Below are 17,556 nucleotides of genomic sequence, written 5' to 3'. Positions count from 1 at the left end.
AATCCCATGGCCGGGAGTCGCCGCAACCGGGAGGCAGCTATTTGGCTGACGCTGGCTCTTGTCGTCGCCATTTTGCTTGGCACGCGCATGGGCTACATCGGCCTGCTCATCGGCATCGCCATCGCGGCGGTGGCGTTCATCGGCTACCGCAACAGCACGGTGGACCCGGAGGTGGAGGCGTTGAAGTCGTCGCTGCGGGTCGCGCGCGACGACATCGCACAGGTGGTGGCGGAGTACGAGGATTTCATGTCGGGTATCGGCCCCGACGCCCTCGCCGAGCGCACGTTGACGTACCGCGCGTTGGCGCACCCGCACAGCGATATTCCCGCCATCGAGGATTTCCACTTGCGGCTCGGGTCGTCGCGCCGTTTCCTGGCGCGCGTGGACACGCATTTGGGCAACGACGACCTCGACCGCCGTGCGCTGGAGCGCATGATCAACATCGCCGACCAGCGCGCGTGCGATCTTGCGGCGTCCTGGGCCGACGCGCGGCGCGCCGCCCGCAGGTTGGGACCGGGCTGAGCTTTCCGCTTATCGACGCAGCGCCCCCAGCTCCACCTCTCCCCTCGCCACGATCACGGACGGCCCCGTCATGGTCGCTTGCCCGTCGTCGATGGTGATGGTCAAGGCACCGCCCGGGACGTGGACGGTGACGGAGCCGTTCTCGATGCCGGCATCGGCAAGCGCGGCACACGCCGCGGCAACGGTGCCGGTGCCGCATGAGCGGGTCTCCCCCACGCCACGCTCCCACACGCGCATGTGCACGGAACCGCTGGCGGTGCCCTCCTGCACGCCGGCCATTTCGGTGAGGATTTCGACGTTGACCCCGTGCGGGAAGAATTCGTGGTCGAAGGCAGGCTGGGTGAAGTGCATCGCGGCGAGTTGTTCCGGTGTCATTCCGGGAATGACCGCGGCGAGGTGCGGGTTGCCCACATCCACACCGAGCCCGGCGAAGTCGACCTCGCCCATGCGAGCAGTGGACACTCCGGTGACCTCCACCGGGCCCATGCCGACCTCGACCTCCGCGTGTGAGGGGCCGTGGGGGCCCTCACCGGCGAGGTCGCGGATGATAACGCGCTTGACACCGGCGCGGGTATCCACGTCGAATTCGCGAGACGTCTCCAACCCCTGGGCGGCCAGGACGTGGGCGAAGACGCGGATCCCGTTTCCACACATCTCGGCGACCGAGCCGTCGGCGTTGCGGTAGTCCATGAACCACCGCGGACCCGCCCCTCCGTCACCTCCGTCGCCGCTGTCGCTGTCCCCGCCGGACGACCGGACCACGCGCAGGAAGCCGTCGCCGCCGATGCCGGCCCGGCGGTCGCAGAGGGAGGCGACGAGCTCGTCGGTCAAGACACCGAGGTCCTCGAGCTGGTCGTCGACGTCGACAAGCACGACGAAGTCGTTCTCCGTTCCGTGCGCCTTGATGAACGGCAGGCTGGACAAGTGATCCTTGTTGTTGCTCACGCCAGCGAGTCTAGCGCGGCGCGGAGAAGGTCCTGTGGCTCCTGGTCCGCCTCAATCCACGCGATGCGCTTGTCGCGGTTGAACCAGGAACGCTGCCGCCGGACGTAGCGGCGGGTGCCCGTGATCGTCGACTCCACGGCCTCGTCGAGCGAGATTCCGCCGCCGAGAAAATCGAGGACTTGCGCGTAACCGATGGCGCGGCCGGCGGTGGAATCGGGGGTGAGGCCGGCGTCGATAAGCGTGCGCACCTCGTCGACGAAGCCGCGGTCGAACATGAGCCGCGTGCGCTTCTCGATGCGGGGGTTCAGCCATTCCGCCACCGTCCGCAGGCCGACGATCTTCGTCCCCCACCGTGGTGGGGCATCCTTCGGCGGTTGGGAAGCCTGGAAGGGCTTGCCGGTCAACTCGATCACCTCGAGGGCGCGGACAGTGCGTCGCGGGTCGTTGTCCTCGATGATGCTCGCCGCCTGCGGATCCACCTCCGCGAGCTCCGCATGCAGCGCCTGCACCCCGATCTCCGCCTGGCGAGCCTCGTACTTCCCGCGGACGGCGGGGTCGGTGGGCGGGAACTGCCAGTCGTCGATAAGCGACTGCACGTACATCATTGACCCGCCGACGAGAACCGGGACCGCCCCACGCGCGGCGATGTCCTCGACGACGGCGACCGCCCGCGACTGGTACTCAGCAACCGACGCCGTGCGCGTCACGTCCCAGATATCGAGCAGGTGGTGCGGGACACCGCCGCGTTCCCCGGGCGCCAGCTTCGCCGTGCCGATGTCCATGCCGCGGTAGAGCTGCATCGAATCGACGTTGACCACCTCCCCGCCGAGTTCCTTGGCCAGAGCGATCCCCAAATTCGACTTGCCCGATGCTGTCGGGCCGACGACCGCGATGGGCGTGACAGGCAGACCAACCGCATCAGGCATGATCCACCTGCCAGGTAGCGATGAAACGGCCGACACCGTCCGCCGCGTCGTGCGCGATGAGCTGCTGGTTGGCGGCATCGAGCGCGGCGAGCTCATGCCACAGGGCGGGCTCGACGACCCCGTGTTCCGCGAGCTCCTCCGGCAGCTGTGCCGCGCCGGCCAAAAAACGCGCCATCTGCTCGTGGACTTCCGGGGCACCGTCGACGAGTGCGAGCGGCGCACGCTGAGTGAGCCCCGCCGAACCGTCGACGACGACCACCGTCAGCGCCTCCGGGTCCAGCGGGGCGATCGTGGAGCGCGATTCGGTGACACGTGCGGCGGAGTCGCCGAGCACGTAGCGCGCGACGAGCTCCGCCAAGTAGTTGCCATCGCCGACAGTGACCTGCGGCGCACCCCACGCGCGGAACGAACCCGTGTGTTCCGTGCGCCACCGCCCGTCCTGCGACCCAACGATGTGGATCGGCCGTGCGTCGTGCCCCGCGAGCCGGCGGATCGTGCGCACTAGTTCGCCGCCGGCGGCGTCTCGGGGAGCGAGTTCGCTGACAAGCGCCGGCGAACCCGGCACGACGCACACATTGAACTGGTTCACGCACACCACCCTAACCACTGGTCCGCAAACGGTTCCAACGGCTGACATGTGCAGCGGCGGGCCGGTAGAGTCTCAAAGCATTACGGCAGCCGTGTCGCGCGGCACACACATGAAAGGACGCCTCCACCATGACGCAGCCCCCAACCGACGGACAGAAGCCGACCCCGAAGGCGGTTCCCTCGCCGGGATCGATGCCCACCCGCGCCCCCAAGCCGGGGCCGCGCCCGGGAGCACGCCCGGCCGGTGCAGGGGCGTCCACACCTGCACCGGTGCCCGCGACCCCGGCCGCGCCCGCCGACACCGCCGAGGCGAAGAAATTCGGCCGCATCGACGAGGACGGCACCGTCTACGTCACCCGCGGCGGCACCGAGCGCGCCGTCGGTTCGTGGCAGGCTGGCACCCCGGAAGAGGGGCTGGAGCACTTCGCGCAGCGTTTCGGCGACCTCGCCACCGAAGTCGGCCTGCTGGAGAACCGCCTGGCCGCCCGCCCCGAGGACGCGAACTCGGTGCGCACGCAGGCGCAACAACTCATCGATAGCCTCGACGAGCAGGCCGTCGTGGGCGACCTCGACGCAGTGGATGCCCGACTGAAGGAGCTCCTCGACCAAGCCGACGTCGCCGGCGAAAAGGCCAAGGAAGCCAAGGAGGCCCGCCGCGCCGAGGCGATTTCCCGCAAGGAGACCCTCGCCGCCGAGGCGGAGGACCTTGCCGCCAACTCCACGGAATGGAAGGCCGCGGGCGACCGCATCCGCGCCATCCTGGACGAGTGGAAGACCATCCGCGGCATCGACCGCAAGACCGACGACGCCCTGTGGAAGCGCTACTCCAAGGCGCGCGACTCCTTCAACCGCCGCCGCGGCGCCCACTTCGCGGAGCTGGACCGTGGCCGCGCCGCCGCGAAGGCCGCTAAGGAAGACATCATCGAGCGCGCCGAGAAGATCAAGGATTCCACAGACTGGAACGAGACCGCCCGCGCATTCCGCGACCTCATGACGGAGTGGAAGGCCGCCGGCCGCGCCCCGCGCGACGTGGACGACAAGCTGTGGGAGCGTTTCCGCTCCGCCCAGGACCACTTCTTCGCCGCGCGCAACGCCGTCAACGACGAACGGGACCGCGAGTTCGAGGCCAACGCGAAGGCCAAGGACGACCTCATCGCCGAGTACGGCCCGCTGATCGACCCGGGGAAGGGACTCGGCGCCGCAAAGTCGAAGTTGCGGGAGCTGCAGGACAAGTGGGAGGAGATCGGTTTCGTGCCGCGCGGAAAGATCCGCGAGTACGAGGACAAGATCGGCGAAATCGAGAAGCGCGTCTCCGACGCTGAGGAGAAGCAGTGGCGCAAGTCGAACCCGGCCCAGCAGGACAAGGCGAACCAGTTCCAGGTCAAGGCCGACGACTTCCGCGCGAAGGCGGAGGCCGCCGAGGCCAAGGGCGACGCCGCGAAGGCTGCGGAGTTGCGCGCGCAGGCTGAGCAGTGGCAGGAGTTCGCCGATGTCGCCGCGAAGGCTCTCGACGACTAGCTTGCAGCCGCTTCTCTATTCCGCCGGCGCCAACGCCGATGAGGTTGTCGGCGCGTACGCGTTCTCGGCGACGCTCGCGGTTCAGGACATCACCGGCGACGCGCATTCCGGGGTCACTGCGTCGCATATCGCGAAACGCCTCGAGGGCTCCGCAGAGTCGGAGGCGTACCTGTTCGCGCTGACCAGTCACCGGATGCCGCGTCCGCTGGGCGGTCACGGTTACCCGGAGATCACCGTCGACGATTTGGCCGATATCGACGCGTGGGTGTTCATCTCCCTGCCGCTCCTCGAAGACACCGGCATCATCGAAGCTTCCGTCACGCTCGACGCCGCCATTGCCCCGCTGCCCGGCGAGCCGGTCCCGGAAGGGCCGTGGGGCGCCGCTTTATCGCTTATCGACGCCCTCTCCGCCCGCCTCCACCGCCCCATCCGCCACATCTGGGAGACCCACGCGGTCGGCGCTCCTTCTCCCGCCGCCGGGATTGTGGGCACCGCCGGCTACTCCCCCGCTTACCGTGAGGAACAGGCGACGTTTTCCATCGGGGATGCCCAGCCTGCCTCAGCGGTTGCGCCGATGCCGGTGGACTCCATCGAGATCGTGCACAACATGGACTTCCCCGCCGCCGACCTCGCTTTGTTCCGTGACGTGCTCACCGCCGCCTCCCGCGACTACCCGCGCGGGGAGCTGAAGCTGGATACCGTCGAGTGGACAGAGCAGCGAGTCCGCGATGCCGGCGCCCGGCTTCTGGACCGCGGCGGCAACCAGGTCACCGCCATCGCCTACACCGCCGACCCCGCCACGGGCGGGCGCACAGCTGTCGGCATGGCCGAAGCCGTCCACTACGACTCCGACGACGACGCCCTCATGGAGCTCGGTCTCATTTACGTGATGCCCCAGCACCGCCGCCGCGGTGTCGGCACCGCAGTGGTGGAGGCGGCGCTCGCGGCCGCACAGGCCCAGTGGCCGGGGGTGGAGACGGGGTACTGCTCGTATCCGTCGGTAAGCGGTGCTGCCCACGCCATGCTCAAGCGGCGCGGAGCGAAAGCGATCTCCGCGACGACTGCCTGGCAGCGGAAGTGACTCAGCGAGTTAATCACCCCGGAGCAGATCCACGCCTGCCCCGCGGCACGGCCGCGTCCACCCCTCATCATCAGGGTCGGAACACCTCCCGTTAAAATAGGAACTACCTGTGACTATCCGTGCAATGTATGAATGTGTGAATTGGTGATAAGCAAATGAAGAAGGCCGTGTCGTCGCTAGGAAAGTTCGTGGCCGAAAAGCCGCGGGCAGTGATAGCAGGTACAGCCGCAGCAGCGACAGCATCCCTGGCCGCACGGGATCTGCGACAGAAAAACAACTCCATCTTCCGCAACTACCCGGTGCTCGGGCACGCCCGGTACCTCGCCCACCGCATCCGCCCCGAGATCCACCAGTACTTCGTGGAGAACAATTGGGACGGTCGCCCCTTCAACTACCAGACACGCGAGATGATCAACCAGCGCGCCAACGGCACCGAGGGCGAGATGGCCTTCGGCACCGAACGCGACGTGATGAGCTCCGGTTTCGAGTATCTCGTCCACTCCGTCATGCCCGCCCAGATGCCCGACGAGGCTCCCCGAGCGCACATCGGCGGCAAAGACTGCACGAAGCCGTACGACATGTCGCTGATGAACATCTCCGCCATGTCCTTCGGCGCGCTGTCCGCCAACGCCGTCCGCGCACTGAACAAAGGCGCGGAGCTCGGCGGCTTCGTCCACGACACCGGCGAGGGCGGTCTGAGCCGCTACCACCTGGAGAACAACGGCGACCTCGTCTGGGAAATCGGCACCGGCTACTTCTCCGCCCGCACCGAGGACGGCAAATTCGACCCGGCGAAATTCCAGGAGCTCTCCTCCATCGACCAGGTGAAGATGACTGAGCTGAAGCTCTCCCAGGGCGCCAAACCCGGCATCGGCGGTGTCCTGCCCGGATCGAAGGTCAGCGCGGAGATCGCCCGCGTGCGCGGCGTGCCCGAGGGCAAGACGTGCATCTCCCCGTCGCGGCACTCCGTGTTCTCCACCCCGACGGAACTGATCGAATTCATCGCCGAGATGCGCGAACTCTCCGGCGGCAAGCCGGCCGGCTTCAAGATGTGCGTTGGTTCGATGATCGACGTCCTGTCCATCTGCAAAGCCATCCGCGAGGTGGGCACCGCCCCCGACTTCATCGTCATCGACGGGTCCGAGGGCGGCACCGCCGCTGCACCCCTCGAATACGAGGACCACGTCGGCCTTCCCCTGACCGAGGGTCTGATGATGATGCACAACGCCCTCGTCGGCACCGGCCTCCGCGACAACATCAAGATCGGTGCGTCCGGAAAGGTCACGGCCGCCAACGACATCGTCAAACGCCTCATCCAGGGCGCCGACTACACCAACTCGGGCCGCTCCATGATGATGGCCGTCGGCTGCATCCAGGCCCAGAAATGCCAGACGGGCCAGTGCCCCTCGGGGGTGGCGACGCAGAGCAAGTGGCGCCAGCGCGCCCTCGACGTCGACTCCAAGGCGGTGCGCGTGAAGAACTACCACAACGCCACCGTCGACCAAGCGGTGTCCATGATGGCTTCATGCGGCGCCACCACCCCCGCAGAGCTCACGCCGAACATGCTGCGCCAGGTCATCGCGCCCGGCGTCACGCGCTCCTACAAGGCGCTCTACGACTGGCTCGAGCCGGGCCAGTTGCTTGGCGACGCCCCCGAGGCCTGGGCCGAAGCCTGGGAGCAGGCCAGCCCGGACGAATTCCGTCTGCCGGTGATCACGAAGGTGCGCTAGCGCCCCCGCCGGCGTGGCGGTGGCGCTGGGCGGCGCGGGCGCGGCGGTCGTCGACAAGCTGCTCGGCGTTCTCCGCGCGGCGGACCGACTGGTGCCCCGCATCCGCTTGGACCTCGGCGACGGGGTTGAAGTCGGTCTGCTCGCGGCGCAGCGATTCAATCTCCTGCTGCTCCGGGTCGCGGCCCATCCAGGCGGAAGTGAGCAGTGGAACGGCGACGATAACGCACGCGATGGCGAGGTACATGCCGGCGCCCGTTGCATCACCCGTGCTTCCGGTCTGGCGCAGCCACAGGCCGAGCAGCGCCGCTACGAGGGACACGCAGCCAGCCATCCACGCGAAGAGGGCAAACATTGTGCGGCGCATGATCACGAGCAACAGGGTGAACACAGCGAGGCAAAGGAAGGACAGGAGCGCAAAGACGCGCTCCCCGATCGCCACGTCGATGCCGTCCGGCTCGGTGAAGGTGAGCATCTGCCACCCTGCAGCGTCGCCGGCGAAGGGCAAGAACAACGAAATGAGATAGACGGCCACCGCTGCGGCGAGAACCCAGCGGCGGGCCCCCAATTCCACAGTGCCGGCGCGCTGCTTCTCGAGGGCGGCGAGGTCGGTGGTGGCGTCGTCAAGCATGCTGCTCATGTTAACCGCACGTCCCGCACGCGCTGGCGGCGCTGGGTGCTTGCTTCGGCGCGCCGATCGTCGGAAGACCCAAGCCCACGCCGACGGGCGCTGTGGTGGGAACCTGGCCCGCCTCCGCGTTGTCGCCCGCAAGCGTGCGGCGGTGAGCGTGAATGCCGGAATCCGCGATCAAATAGTGGGGGCGGGAATCCGTCACCGTGACATGCACGATATCGCCCGGGCGCACAGCGCGGTCAATATTCCCCTCGACCGTGAAGTGGACGAGACGGCCGTCGCGCGCACGGCCCGACATGCGGCCGGTCTCCTTCTTGTCGTTCGTTTCCTGGACGAGCAGCTCCTGGTCCGTGCCTACGAGCTTCGCGTTCTCCTCACCGCTGATGCGCTCCTGCAGCTCGAGCAGCCGCTCGAAGCGCTCCTGGACGACCTTCTTCGGGATCTGGTCGGCCATCTCCGCCGCCGGGGTACCCGGGCGTGGCGAGTACTGGAACGTGAACGCCGAGGTGAAGCGGGCCTTCTCCACGACATCGAGCGTCGCCTGGAAATCCTCCTCCGTCTCCCCCGGGAAGCCGACAATGATATCCGTGGTGATCGACGCGTGCGGAAGCTTCTCGCGCACCTCGTCGAGGATCCCGAGGAATTTCTTCGAACGGTACGAACGGCGCATGTCCTTGAGCACCTTGTCCGATCCGGACTGCAGCGGCATGTGGAGCTGCGGGCAAACATTCGGGGTTTCCGCCATCGCGTCGATGACATCGGAGGTGAACTCCGCCGGGTGCGGCGACGTGAAACGCACGCGCTCTAGGCCCTCGATGTCACCGCACGCGCGCAGCAGCTTCGAAAACGCCGAACGGTCGCGCTTCATGTCCGGGTCCACGAAATTCACGCCGTAGGCGTTGACGTTCTGGCCGAGCAGAGTCACCTCGGACACGCCCTGTTCGACGAGCGCTTTCACCTCCGCGAGAATGTCACCCGGCCGGCGGTCCTGCTCCTTGCCGCGCAGGGACGGAACGATGCAGAACGTGCAGGTGTTGTTGCAGCCCACCGACACCGACACCCAACCGGCGTAGGAGGACTCGCGCTTCGCCGGCAGCACTGACGGGAAGTGCTCGAGCGCCTCGACGACCTCGACCTGGGCCTCCTCGCTGACGCGGGCTCGGTCGAGCAGGGCGGGCAGCGCAGCCATGTTGTGGGTACCGAAGACGGCGTCGACCCACGGCGCTTTCTCGATCACCGTGTCGCGGTCCTTCTGCGCCAGGCAGCCGCCGACGGCGATCTGCATGCCCGGATGGTTGCGCTTGACCTCGCGCAGCTGGCCGAGAGTGCCATAGAGACGCTGGTCGGCGTTCTCGCGCACGGCGCAGGTGTTGAAGACGACCAGGTCCGCCTCCGCCTCAGCCGGCGCAGCCGTGTAGCCCGCGTCTTCAAGCAGGCCGGATAAGCGCTCGGAATCGTGCACGTTCATCTGGCAGCCGAACGTGCGCACCTCGTAGGTGCGCGGAGTCGCCGGCGCGGTGTGGGCTGTGTCTGGCGTCTGTGCTGCTGTTGTCACGGTGCCCAAGTGTATTGCCCGCCTCGGCCAACACATAACCGCTCTCGAAGCCGGCGGAGCACGGTAGCCTTGGGGGAGATCCACGGGGGCGCTGCCGGCCAGCTCCCCACCATCGGAGGAATGCATGTCCATTTCAGCGCGTCCTGCATCGCCGCGGGCGGTACTTGCCGTTGCCGCGCTCGCGGCGGCAGCGCCGGCGTTTTCGGGGTGCGGGCTTTTCGACGCCGGCGCCAACGACGCCGACCTGCTCGACCAGATCCGCAGCGGGAAAGTCGTTGTCGGCTCGGCGTTCACGAATCCGGGATTGAGCACCCGCAACGCCGACGGAACCGTGGAGGGACTCGACACCGAGGTTGCGGAGTACGTCATCAACTCGATCGCGGACGACAAGGGCTGGCGCCGCCCGCGCATCGAGTGGCGTCAGGTGCCCCACGGCCAGCGCGCGTCCATGTTGGAGCATGCGTACGTGGACATGATCGCCTCGACGTACTCGATGAACCGGGAGCGCGCCGATGCGACGGCCTTCGCCGGGCCGTACCTGCTCACCCACCAAGCCCTGCTTGTGCGGGACGGGCAAAAAGACATCACAGGACTGCAGTCGCTAGGCGGGCACCGCCTGTGCTCCGTCACGGGCACGACGGCGGCGGGCACGATCAAGGAGAAGCTGCCGGAGGTCGTGTTGGAGGAGTACGACTCCTACGAAGCGTGCTTGAACGCCCTTCGTGAGGGCAACGTCGAGGTTGTCTCGACCGATGCGGCGATCCTGGAGGGTTTTGAAGCCCAGGAACCGGACACATTCGACGTGGTTCCCCTCGAAGCCGACGGGCGCCCGCTTACCGACGAGCACTACGGCCTCGGCCTCCGCAACGACAACCGCGAGACGATCGACGCGGTGAACGATGCGCTCGTGCGGATGTACGGCGACGGCTCTTTCGACCGTTACGTCGCGCAGAATCTCCAAGTGGAGCCTGATGCACTGCGCGATATCCCGGGCGACACATCGTTCCTCGCGACCTAGACGCTGGCTGCTGGTGTTTAGCCGAGGTCCGCGAGTTCCTCGCACCGGGTGTCGAGAGCCTCTTTGCCGATCTGCAGGGACATCGACTGGGGGAATCCGCGGCGCGCGAGTACACCGACGATGCGGCGTAATTCCTTGTCGCGCGCGGCGCGGTCGGCAGGCACCGTCTTGACGGAGCGGGCTTTCTTGGCGGCGAGCCGGCGGGCGATGTCGCGCTCGTCGGATTCGTCGATCTGGTCTAGCGCCGCTTCCCGGTCTGCGGCGGAGACTCCTTTTTCTTGGAGTTCGCGCCGCAGCATTGTCGAGGACTTCCCGCGGCGCTCGAAACGCTGGCGCACCCACTCGCGGGCGAAGGTCGCATCGTCGATGAGGCCGGAGCGTTGGAGGGAGTCGAGCACATCGTCGACGAGCTCGGGTGCGGGCCCCTCCTCGCCCTCCTTGACGCGCCGCGGGTCGAGGAGGCGCTCGCGCAGTTCGTAGCGCGACCGGGAGCGCTGGTCAAGCAGCCGCAGAGCTCGCTCACGCACTTTCGCCGCAGCTTTCTCGTGCTCGTGGTCGATCAGCCCGGGGCTGTCGCCTGCCGCATACGCGTCGAGCGCTTCCTGCAGCTGGCGTAGCTTTTCCGGGTCGGGTTCGCGCCGTGCGGTCATCCGGGGCTACTTCTCCCCTGCGGTGCCCTCGTCTTCGTCGTCGAAGTCGATGTTGGGCACCATGTCGATTGCCTCGTCACTCAGCTCGTCGTCCTTGCCGGCGAATTCGCCGACACCGAGTTTCTCGAAGATCTTCTGCTCCAGCTCGTTGGCCAGGTCCGGGTTCTCCTTGAGGAAGAGACGGACCTTCTCCTTGCCCTGGCCGAGCTGGTCACCCTCGTAGGTGAACCAGGAACCGGATTTCTTGATCACGCCGTTGTCCACGCCGAGGTCGATGATGGAGGACTCGCGCGAAATGCCCTCGCCATACATGATGTCGAATTCGGCGATCTTGAACGGCGGGGAGACCTTGTTCTTGACCACCTTGAGGCGGGTGCGGTTGCCGATGGAGTCCTGCCCGTCCTTCAGGGTCTGGATACGGCGAACATCGCAGCGTACGGACGAGTAGAACTTCAGGGCCTTGCCGCCGGTGGTGGTCTCCGGGGAGCCGAACATGACGCCGATCTTCTCGCGCAGCTGGTTAATGAAGATGGCGGTGGTGCCCGAGTTGTACAGCGCACCCGTCATCTTACGCAGCGCCTGGGACATGAGGCGGGCCTGCAGGCCGACGTGCGAGTCGCCCATTTCACCCTCGATCTCCGCTTTCGGGGTCAGGGCGGCCACTGAGTCGATCACGATGATATCGATCGCACCCGAACGCACGAGCATGTCGGCGATTTCGAGTGCCTGCTCTCCTGTGTCCGGCTGGGAGACGAGCAGATTGTCGGTGTCCACACCGAGCTTCTTCGCGTATTCCGGATCAAGGGCGTGCTCCGCGTCGATGAACGCCGCGATTCCGCCGGCCCGCTGTGCCTGCGCGATGGCGTGGAGGGCCACCGTAGTCTTACCGGAAGATTCTGGGCCGTAGATCTCCACGATGCGGCCGCGCGGCCACCCGCCGATGCCGAGCGCCACATCGATCGCGGTGTTGCCGGAAGAGATGGACTGGATCGGCGGGCGCTTCTCGTCGCCGAGGCGCATGATCGCGCCCTTGCCGTAGTCCTTCTCAATCATCGCCATCGCCGCGTCGAGCGCGTTCTGGCGGTCATTCGTGGCGGAGGCAGCCTTCTTCTTTGTTGCCATGGCGTGGTTCCTTTCGTTTCGTGTGTTCCCCGGTGCAGGCCGGTTTGAGCGGTCTCATCTTCTTAGACCGCCCCCGCCTGCGTCCGGTTCCCCGTTGACTGCAAATCACACTAGTGGGATGCGCGACACTTCCGTCGAATATACACGCACGAATGTTCGAATGGTTCAGTCGCCGGGACGGTCAATGCCCAGCCGGCGGTCCTCGGGGACATCGAAGGCGTCGCACAGGCGGTCCCACACGATGCGGGGGTCCACGCCGGCGTCGATAAGCTCGCCCGCCGTTTTCCCCTCACCGGGGAAGACGTGCGAAGAGACAACCCATTGGCCCTTCGCGTCGCCGAATTCATCCGCGACGAGTTGGTGGAATTCCGTCAATCGCATGCGCACCACCTTACGCGCCGGGCTTTTCGCTTATCGACGCCCTGCCCCAGCCCCCAATTGAACACCGTTCAACAGCCCGCTAGTCTTTTCCCCATGACAACTTCACAGTCTTCCGGCGCGCGCGGAACCAGCGCAGCGACCGACATTGCTTACATCGCAGTCTTCGCGGCACTGATCGCGGTCCTCGGCTTCGTGTCCATCCCGGTCGGCGTGGCCGGTGTGCCGATCGTGCTGCAGAATGCCGCGACCATTCTCGCGGGCCTCGTGCTCGGCGGCCGCCGCGGTTTCCTGGCCACGGCCTTGTTCCTGCTCGTCGCCTGCTTCCTCCCTGTGCTCGCGGGCGGCAGCACGCTGATTCACGCACTCGCGGGACCGACCGTCGGCTACCTCGTCGGCTACCTGCTCGGCTCCGGCACCGCAGGCCTCATCGCATACCGCGCTCCGTGGAAGAACAAGGCCGCCACGATCGCCGTGTTCGTCCTTGGCGGTCTCGCCGCCATCGCCCTGCAGTACGGGCTGGGCGCGATCGGCCTCGTCTTCCGCGCGGACATGGGCCTCGGCGCCGCACTCGCCGCCAACGCCGCCTTTATTCTCCCCGACTTGGGCAAGCTGGCTGTGATGGTCGCGATCGCTTTCGCCGTCCACTCCGCCTTTCCGCAGCTGCGCCGCACGCGCTAGCCTTTGGCCCCGTGCCTACTATTTCTTTCGACCGTGCCAGCGTCGCCTACGATTCGTCGGTGGTGCTGCAGCCGCAGACGTTCGAACTGACGGAGCACCGCATCGGCATCATCGGGTCCAACGGATCCGGCAAGTCGACGTTGGTGCGCCTGATCAACGGGCTGATCGAACCGTCGTCGGGCACAGTGCGCTACAACGGCCTCGACTTGGCAGAAAAGGGCAAAGAGGTGCGGCGGAAAGTCGGGTTCATCTTCTCCGACGCCGAAGCCCAAATCGTCATGCCGCGGGTGCGCGACGATATCGCGTTCTCCCTGCGGCGCTTCAAACTCCCCAAGGCGGAAGTCAACGCCCGTGTCGACGACATGCTCGCGCGATTCCGTCTCACCGAGCTCCACGAGAACTCGCCGCACACGCTCTCCGGCGGTGAGAAGCAGATGCTCGCTCTCGCCTCCGTCTTGGTGATTGAACCGGAGACGGTCATCGCCGATGAGCCCACCACCTTGCTGGACATGCGCAACCGCCGCCGCATCATCCGCGAGCTGACGTCGCTGGACCAGCAGGTCATCGTGGTCACCCACGACATCGAGATGCTCTCCGACTTTGACCGAGTTCTCTGCGTCAACGACGGCGATATCGTCTACGACGGGCCGCCGCGCGACACCATCGCCTTCTACACCGACCTCATGGACCAGCTCGACCGCACTGAACGGAACGGTGGACAGTGAGAATCCGCGAACTTCCCATGGGTGTCTATGTGCCGGGCACGACGCTCATCCACCGCGCCTCCCCCGCACTGAAATTCGCGGCACTGCTGCTGTTCATCGTTCTCATCACGGTGCTTCCGACCGAGCCCTGGCACCCTCTCGCGGCGGCCGCTGGCGTGGGTGCGCTCTACGCCGTCGCGCGCATCCCTTTCAGCACCGCCATGCGCCAGGTCCTGCCGATCCTGCCCTTCATGGCGTTCATCGGCGTGTTCCTCTGGTGGCAAAACGGCTTGGAGAAGATGCTCATCACGGTCTTCGGGCTGATCGCCTCGCTCATGGCCGCCAGTCTGTTCACGCTCACCACCACTATCGAGGACCTCATGGAGGCCCTCGAGACGAATATGGCCCCGCTCGAGCGCATTGGCGTTCCCGTGGACACCATCAGCCTCGCCATCGCATTGACGATCCGCCAGATTCCCATCCTGCTCGGCACAGCCAATGAGTCCTTGGACGCGCGAAAGGCCAGGGGCGCGGATTTGTCGCTCCTGGCCTTCGGGACACCACTCGTCATCCGCAGCGTCCGCCACGCCCAACTAACGGGCGAGGCGTTGATGGCGCGCGGTGCGGTGGATTAGCGGATCACCGCTGGCGCTTAGTGCTCGCCGCGCAGCTCGCGCATGCGGGCTGCCACGGCGTCGTGGTCGACCTCGCCGTAGTCGGCCGCGGAATCAGCGGCGCTGGAGGAAGCGGAATCCCCCTTCTCGATCGCCGGCTTCTGGCCGGACTCCAGCTCTCCGCCCATCTCAGCGCGGATCTGCTCGAGGCGGCTGTGGCCCGCCATCTGGATGCTCGCCTGCTCCACCTCAGCCATGCGGCCCTGGACGGAGTTCTGGGCCAGCTCGGCCTGGCCGAGTGCGTTCGAGTAGCGGCGCTCAATCTTCTCGCGGACCTGCTCCAGGTTCGGCTGGTTGCCGTCCGTGAGGGAGTTCATGGACTGCAGGGAATCGGCGACCTTCTCCTGCATCTTGGCCTGCTCGAGCTGGGACAGCAGCTTGGAGCGCTCAGCGACCTGCTGCTGCAGCTTCATCGAGTTGCGCTCGACGGCCTTCTTCGCCTGTTCTGCCTGCTGCAGCGCCTGGTCGTGGAGGGCCTTGGTGTCTTCGACGCCCTGCTCCGCGGTGACCAGCTGGGCGGCGAAAGCCTCTGCGGCATTCTCGTACTCGGTGGCCTTGGCGGTGTCGCCCTGCGCGCGGGACTTGTCGGCCAACTGCAGCGCCTGCTTGGTGTTGGCTTGCAGCTTCTCCACGTCGGCGAGACGGCGGTTGAGCTGCATCTCCAGCTGGCGCTGGTTGCCGATCACGGCTGCGGCCTGCTGGGAGAGCTCCTGGTGCTGGCGCTGAGCCTCCCCGATCGCCTGCTCGATCTGGATCTTCGGATCTGCGTTCTCCTCGATCTTGTTGTCGAAGAGGGCCATCAGGTAATTCCAGGCCTTAACGAAAGGGTTCGCCATGGTGTTTCAGTCTTGCCTTTCTACCGCGTGGTTATTCACCACGTCACGTGGTTCGTCGCTAACGGTTCAATGGTAGCGGAGCAGGGCAGGTCGCGCGCGGGTGTTTTTCTACACCTCTGCAGCCGCCGGCGGGGTGTGGGCCAGCTCGTGCTCCATCGACTGGAGCGACAGGTTCGCGGCCGCCTCGAGCAGCAGCTCGGCGACAGTGGTGTCCAATGCCACACACACGGCAGCGAGGAGTTCGGAGGAGACTTCTTTGCGGCCGCGCTCCAGTTCGGAGATGTACCCGGGCGACACACGTGCCTCGTTGGCGAGTTCGCGCAACGTCACGCCCTTATCGGCGCGGAACGCGCGTAGCGACATTCCCAATGCCTCCCGCAGCAGCGGCTCGCGGACCTTCGTCCGCGTCTTTTCGGCGGCGGCATCGGTCGCACGGTCGGCGGTGCGGGTGGTCGAAGCGGGCTGGTAATTGAGCGTCGTAGTAGTTGCCATCACGTCGTTCAACGGTCGTCCCCCAGTTTTTGTTCCCGATTGGTTTCATGGAGCACAGCCACGACAGCGGCGGCCACGGCCAGACCACGGATTTCCTGGCGCTGCCCCACCAAGACACGCACAGGTTCGTGCTCGCCCGGAACCAGCGCGAACTGGGTCGCCGGGGCACCGACAGTGCCACCGGCTGGCCCCGCGAGAATCTCCGCGGCCGGCTGCGACACAGTGCGCGACGGGCCAGCCACAGCAATATGAACCTCGCCCACCGGATGCCCGTTCTGCGGGTCGGGGCCCGCCACTCCGGTCAGCGCCACGCCCCAGGTTGCCTCGCACCTCTCGCGCGCGCCGCGGGCCATGTGGCGGGCAGTGACGGCGGCGACAGGACCGTGCTTGTCCAGCACAGACTCCGGCACACCAGCCAAAGAGCCCTTCAGGTCAGTCGCGTAGGTCACCAATCCGCCACGCAGAGCATTCGATGCGCCCGGAACGGTCGCCACCGTCGCGCTGGCCAGCCCCGCAGTCAACGATTCGCAGAAGGCGACGGTCTCGCCCCGCTGGGCGAGGGTGCGGACAAGGTCGGTGACGGCGGCGTCGATAAGCGTGCTACCCGTCATGCTGCCATCCTGTTGGCCTTCGCGCCGTCGACGAGGTACTGCACGCCCGTGACCACAGTGGCCACGACGGCGATGAGCATGACCACGAGCGTCGGGATATCCATCCAGCCTGGCAGCGGGCACAGGTACATGGCCACGCCGAGCGACTGGAGCGCGGTCTTCAGCTTGCCGCCCTTCGATGCGGGAACGACCTTGCCGTTGCGCAGCATGCCCATGCGCCAGAAGGTGATGCCCAGCTCGCGCACAATGATCACGATCGTAATCCAGACCGGCAGCGGCCCCGCGATATTCAGCGTGACCAGGGCCGTGATCATCAGCGCCTTATCCGCGATCGGGTCAGCGATCTTGCCGAAGTCCGTCACCAGACCCCTGGAGCGCGCAATGTCGCCGTCGAGCTTGTCCGTGATCATCAGGGCGACGAACATGCCGAACGCCCACCACCACCGCTCCGAGAGCACGAGCCACGCGAAGACAGGGATGAACAGGATGCGCAACGAGGTCAGGATGTTAGGCAGGTTCCAGTTCGAGGGCTTGGACTGGGTCGGAGCATTCACACCTCCAACCCTACATACCGTTCGGTGGCGCTAGACTTCGCGACCATGACCTATTTCATTGCGACATACGCCTACGGCGACGCAACGCTCATTCAGGAAACGCGGCCAGCGCACCGCGACTTCATCACCGCGCTGAAGGACGAAGGCAAAGTCGTCGCCGCCGGACCGTTCGCCGGTGACACGCAGTCCGCGATCATCCTGCGCCTGGCTGAGGGAGCAACCCGCGCCGACGCCGAAGCATTGCTTGCCGACGACCCCTACCTCGCCGCCGGCGCCCTCGCCGACCGGGAACTCCGGGAGTGGAACCCGGTCATTAATATCTGGGACTAGCTGCCCCCTT

The 17,556-nt window shown here is 66.5% G+C and carries 21 protein-coding genes; 9 read left to right on the top strand and 12 right to left on the bottom strand.

What is annotated here, in order from left to right; genetic code table 11:
* Nucleotides 1-6 precede the first annotated feature (6 nt).
* Complete coding sequence (locus QYR03_RS01275; RefSeq protein WP_301712319.1) at nt 7-522, top strand: hypothetical protein; 516 nt, start codon at nt 7-9, stop codon at nt 520-522.
* A gap of 9 nt (nt 523-531) precedes the next feature.
* On the opposite strand, the gene dapF is transcribed toward QYR03_RS01275, so the two are convergent.
* Genes dapF through QYR03_RS01260 form a run of 3 tightly spaced genes read right to left on the bottom strand, consistent with a single transcriptional unit; the run spans nt 532 to nt 2,982 of the window.
* On the bottom strand, nt 532-1,467 hold the full coding sequence (dapF, locus tag QYR03_RS01270) for a diaminopimelate epimerase (protein WP_301712318.1): 936 nt from the start codon (nt 1,465-1,467) through the stop codon (nt 532-534).
* The gene (gene miaA, locus QYR03_RS01265; RefSeq protein WP_301712317.1) at nt 1,464-2,393 is read right to left on the bottom strand and encodes a tRNA (adenosine(37)-N6)-dimethylallyltransferase MiaA; all 930 of its coding nucleotides are present in this window, start codon (nt 2,391-2,393) and stop codon (nt 1,464-1,466) included. Before miaA ends, dapF begins: the two co-directional genes overlap by 4 nt.
* On the bottom strand, nt 2,386-2,982 hold the full coding sequence (locus QYR03_RS01260; protein ID WP_259848634.1) for a hypothetical protein: 597 nt from the start codon (nt 2,980-2,982) through the stop codon (nt 2,386-2,388). The genes miaA and QYR03_RS01260 overlap by 8 nt, the downstream gene beginning before the upstream one ends.
* Before the next feature lie 128 nt (nt 2,983-3,110).
* On the opposite strand from QYR03_RS01260, the gene QYR03_RS01255 reads away from it, so the two are divergent.
* The 3 genes from QYR03_RS01255 to QYR03_RS01245 all read left to right on the top strand — a co-directional run bounded on the left by QYR03_RS01255 (nt 3,111) and on the right by QYR03_RS01245 (nt 7,310).
* Nucleotides 3,111-4,499 carry a DUF349 domain-containing protein gene (locus tag QYR03_RS01255; protein WP_301712316.1) on the top strand — a complete coding sequence of 463 codons (1,389 nt, stop codon included), beginning with the start codon at nt 3,111-3,113 and terminating at the stop codon, nt 4,497-4,499.
* A 1-nt stretch (nt 4,500) separates the two neighbouring features.
* Entirely contained in the window at nt 4,501-5,580 is a 1,080-nt protein-coding gene (locus QYR03_RS01250) for a GNAT family N-acetyltransferase (protein WP_301712314.1), read from the top strand.
* A 155-nt stretch (nt 5,581-5,735) separates the two neighbouring features.
* Complete coding sequence (locus QYR03_RS01245) at nt 5,736-7,310, top strand: FMN-binding glutamate synthase family protein (protein ID WP_301712313.1); 1,575 nt, start codon at nt 5,736-5,738, stop codon at nt 7,308-7,310.
* Here QYR03_RS01245 and QYR03_RS01240 read toward each other — a convergent pair.
* Both QYR03_RS01240 and miaB read right to left on the bottom strand, forming a co-directional pair.
* Nucleotides 7,294-7,938 (bottom strand): hypothetical protein, encoded by a 645-nt coding sequence (locus QYR03_RS01240; RefSeq protein ID WP_301712312.1) that lies wholly within the window; start codon nt 7,936-7,938, stop codon nt 7,294-7,296. The genes QYR03_RS01245 and QYR03_RS01240 overlap by 17 nt on opposite strands.
* A 10-nt stretch (nt 7,939-7,948) precedes the next feature.
* Nucleotides 7,949-9,409, bottom strand: coding sequence for a tRNA (N6-isopentenyl adenosine(37)-C2)-methylthiotransferase MiaB (gene miaB, locus QYR03_RS01235; RefSeq protein ID WP_301978965.1), 1,461 nt, complete (start codon nt 9,407-9,409; stop codon nt 7,949-7,951).
* A gap of 211 nt (nt 9,410-9,620) precedes the next feature.
* On the opposite strand from miaB, the gene QYR03_RS01230 reads away from it, so the two are divergent.
* Complete coding sequence (locus QYR03_RS01230; RefSeq protein ID WP_301712310.1) at nt 9,621-10,514, top strand: glutamate ABC transporter substrate-binding protein; 894 nt, start codon at nt 9,621-9,623, stop codon at nt 10,512-10,514.
* A gap of 17 nt (nt 10,515-10,531) precedes the next feature.
* Here QYR03_RS01230 and QYR03_RS01225 read toward each other — a convergent pair whose 3' ends face one another.
* From QYR03_RS01225 to QYR03_RS01215, 3 genes are all read right to left on the bottom strand, one after another.
* Nucleotides 10,532-11,164, bottom strand: coding sequence for a regulatory protein RecX (locus tag QYR03_RS01225; protein ID WP_301712309.1), 633 nt, complete (start codon nt 11,162-11,164; stop codon nt 10,532-10,534).
* A 6-nt stretch (nt 11,165-11,170) separates the two neighbouring features.
* A complete protein-coding gene (gene recA / locus QYR03_RS01220; RefSeq protein WP_259848642.1) occupies nt 11,171-12,286 on the bottom strand; it encodes a recombinase RecA in 1,116 nt (371 codons plus the stop codon).
* Between the two features lie 165 nt (nt 12,287-12,451).
* Nucleotides 12,452-12,667, bottom strand: coding sequence for a DUF3046 domain-containing protein (locus tag QYR03_RS01215; protein ID WP_259848644.1), 216 nt, complete (start codon nt 12,665-12,667; stop codon nt 12,452-12,454).
* A 93-nt stretch (nt 12,668-12,760) separates the two neighbouring features.
* On the opposite strand from QYR03_RS01215, the gene QYR03_RS01210 reads away from it, so the two are divergent.
* The 3 genes from QYR03_RS01210 to QYR03_RS01200 are packed head-to-tail and all read left to right on the top strand — an operon-like array spanning nt 12,761 to nt 14,684.
* Nucleotides 12,761-13,345, top strand: coding sequence for a biotin transporter BioY (locus QYR03_RS01210; RefSeq protein ID WP_259848645.1), 585 nt, complete (start codon nt 12,761-12,763; stop codon nt 13,343-13,345).
* 11 nt (nt 13,346-13,356) lie between these two features.
* Nucleotides 13,357-14,070: an energy-coupling factor ABC transporter ATP-binding protein gene (locus QYR03_RS01205; RefSeq protein WP_259848646.1), complete on the top strand. Its 714-nt coding sequence runs from the start codon at nt 13,357-13,359 to the stop codon at nt 14,068-14,070.
* Between the two features lie 17 nt (nt 14,071-14,087).
* On the top strand, nt 14,088-14,684 hold the full coding sequence (locus QYR03_RS01200) for an energy-coupling factor transporter transmembrane protein EcfT (protein ID WP_301712308.1): 597 nt from the start codon (nt 14,088-14,090) through the stop codon (nt 14,682-14,684).
* A gap of 17 nt (nt 14,685-14,701) precedes the next feature.
* Here QYR03_RS01200 and QYR03_RS01195 read toward each other — a convergent pair whose 3' ends face one another.
* The 4 genes from QYR03_RS01195 to pgsA form a co-directional block, all read right to left on the bottom strand.
* A complete protein-coding gene (locus QYR03_RS01195) occupies nt 14,702-15,559 on the bottom strand; it encodes a PspA/IM30 family protein (RefSeq protein ID WP_259848648.1) in 858 nt (285 codons plus the stop codon).
* Between the two features lie 108 nt (nt 15,560-15,667).
* Nucleotides 15,668-16,051, bottom strand: coding sequence for a helix-turn-helix domain-containing protein (locus QYR03_RS01190; RefSeq protein ID WP_259848905.1), 384 nt, complete (start codon nt 16,049-16,051; stop codon nt 15,668-15,670).
* A gap of 8 nt (nt 16,052-16,059) precedes the next feature.
* Nucleotides 16,060-16,662 carry a CinA family protein gene (locus tag QYR03_RS01185; RefSeq protein ID WP_259848650.1) on the bottom strand — a complete coding sequence of 201 codons (603 nt, stop codon included), beginning with the start codon at nt 16,660-16,662 and terminating at the stop codon, nt 16,060-16,062.
* Nucleotides 16,659-17,216, bottom strand: a complete 558-nt coding sequence (gene pgsA, locus QYR03_RS01180; RefSeq protein ID WP_259848651.1) for a CDP-diacylglycerol--glycerol-3-phosphate 3-phosphatidyltransferase — start codon at nt 17,214-17,216, stop codon at nt 16,659-16,661. The genes QYR03_RS01185 and pgsA overlap by 4 nt, the downstream gene beginning before the upstream one ends.
* A 45-nt stretch (nt 17,217-17,261) precedes the next feature.
* Between pgsA and QYR03_RS01175 the strand changes: the two genes are divergently transcribed.
* Nucleotides 17,262-17,546, top strand: coding sequence for a YciI family protein (locus QYR03_RS01175; RefSeq protein ID WP_301712307.1), 285 nt, complete (start codon nt 17,262-17,264; stop codon nt 17,544-17,546).
* Nucleotides 17,547-17,556 lie beyond the last annotated feature (10 nt).

Source organism: Corynebacterium sp. P4-C1 (assembly GCF_030503595.1).
Classification (GTDB): domain Bacteria; phylum Actinomycetota; class Actinomycetes; order Mycobacteriales; family Mycobacteriaceae; genus Corynebacterium.
Note: the sequence above shows the minus strand (reverse complement) of the source record. Positions and strands in the feature narration are given on the sequence as shown.

Excerpts from the sequence above, each read along its gene's own strand:
- QYR03_RS01275 (WP_301712319.1), top strand. The coding sequence starts at position 7 with ATGGCCGGGAGTCGCCGCAACCGGGAGGCAGCTATTTGGCTGACGCTG.
- miaA (WP_301712317.1), bottom strand. The coding sequence starts at position 2,393 with ATGCCTGATGCGGTTGGTCTGCCTGTCACGCCCATCGCGGTCGTCGGC.
- QYR03_RS01255 (WP_301712316.1), top strand. The coding sequence starts at position 3,111 with ATGACGCAGCCCCCAACCGACGGACAGAAGCCGACCCCGAAGGCGGTT.
- QYR03_RS01245 (WP_301712313.1), top strand. The coding sequence starts at position 5,736 with ATGAAGAAGGCCGTGTCGTCGCTAGGAAAGTTCGTGGCCGAAAAGCCG.
- QYR03_RS01240 (WP_301712312.1), bottom strand. The coding sequence starts at position 7,938 with ATGCTTGACGACGCCACCACCGACCTCGCCGCCCTCGAGAAGCAGCGC.
- miaB (WP_301978965.1), bottom strand. The coding sequence starts at position 9,409 with ATGAACGTGCACGATTCCGAGCGCTTATCCGGCCTGCTTGAAGACGCG.
- QYR03_RS01230 (WP_301712310.1), top strand. The coding sequence starts at position 9,621 with ATGTCCATTTCAGCGCGTCCTGCATCGCCGCGGGCGGTACTTGCCGTT.
- QYR03_RS01225 (WP_301712309.1), bottom strand. The coding sequence starts at position 11,164 with ATGACCGCACGGCGCGAACCCGACCCGGAAAAGCTACGCCAGCTGCAG.
- recA (WP_259848642.1), bottom strand. The coding sequence starts at position 12,286 with ATGGCAACAAAGAAGAAGGCTGCCTCCGCCACGAATGACCGCCAGAAC.
- QYR03_RS01215 (WP_259848644.1), bottom strand. The coding sequence starts at position 12,667 with ATGCGATTGACGGAATTCCACCAACTCGTCGCGGATGAATTCGGCGAC.
- QYR03_RS01210 (WP_259848645.1), top strand. The coding sequence starts at position 12,761 with ATGACAACTTCACAGTCTTCCGGCGCGCGCGGAACCAGCGCAGCGACC.
- QYR03_RS01200 (WP_301712308.1), top strand. The coding sequence starts at position 14,088 with ATGGGTGTCTATGTGCCGGGCACGACGCTCATCCACCGCGCCTCCCCC.
- QYR03_RS01195 (WP_259848648.1), bottom strand. The coding sequence starts at position 15,559 with ATGGCGAACCCTTTCGTTAAGGCCTGGAATTACCTGATGGCCCTCTTC.
- QYR03_RS01190 (WP_259848905.1), bottom strand. The coding sequence starts at position 16,051 with ATGGCAACTACTACGACGCTCAATTACCAGCCCGCTTCGACCACCCGC.
- QYR03_RS01185 (WP_259848650.1), bottom strand. The coding sequence starts at position 16,662 with ATGACGGGTAGCACGCTTATCGACGCCGCCGTCACCGACCTTGTCCGC.
- QYR03_RS01175 (WP_301712307.1), top strand. The coding sequence starts at position 17,262 with ATGACCTATTTCATTGCGACATACGCCTACGGCGACGCAACGCTCATT.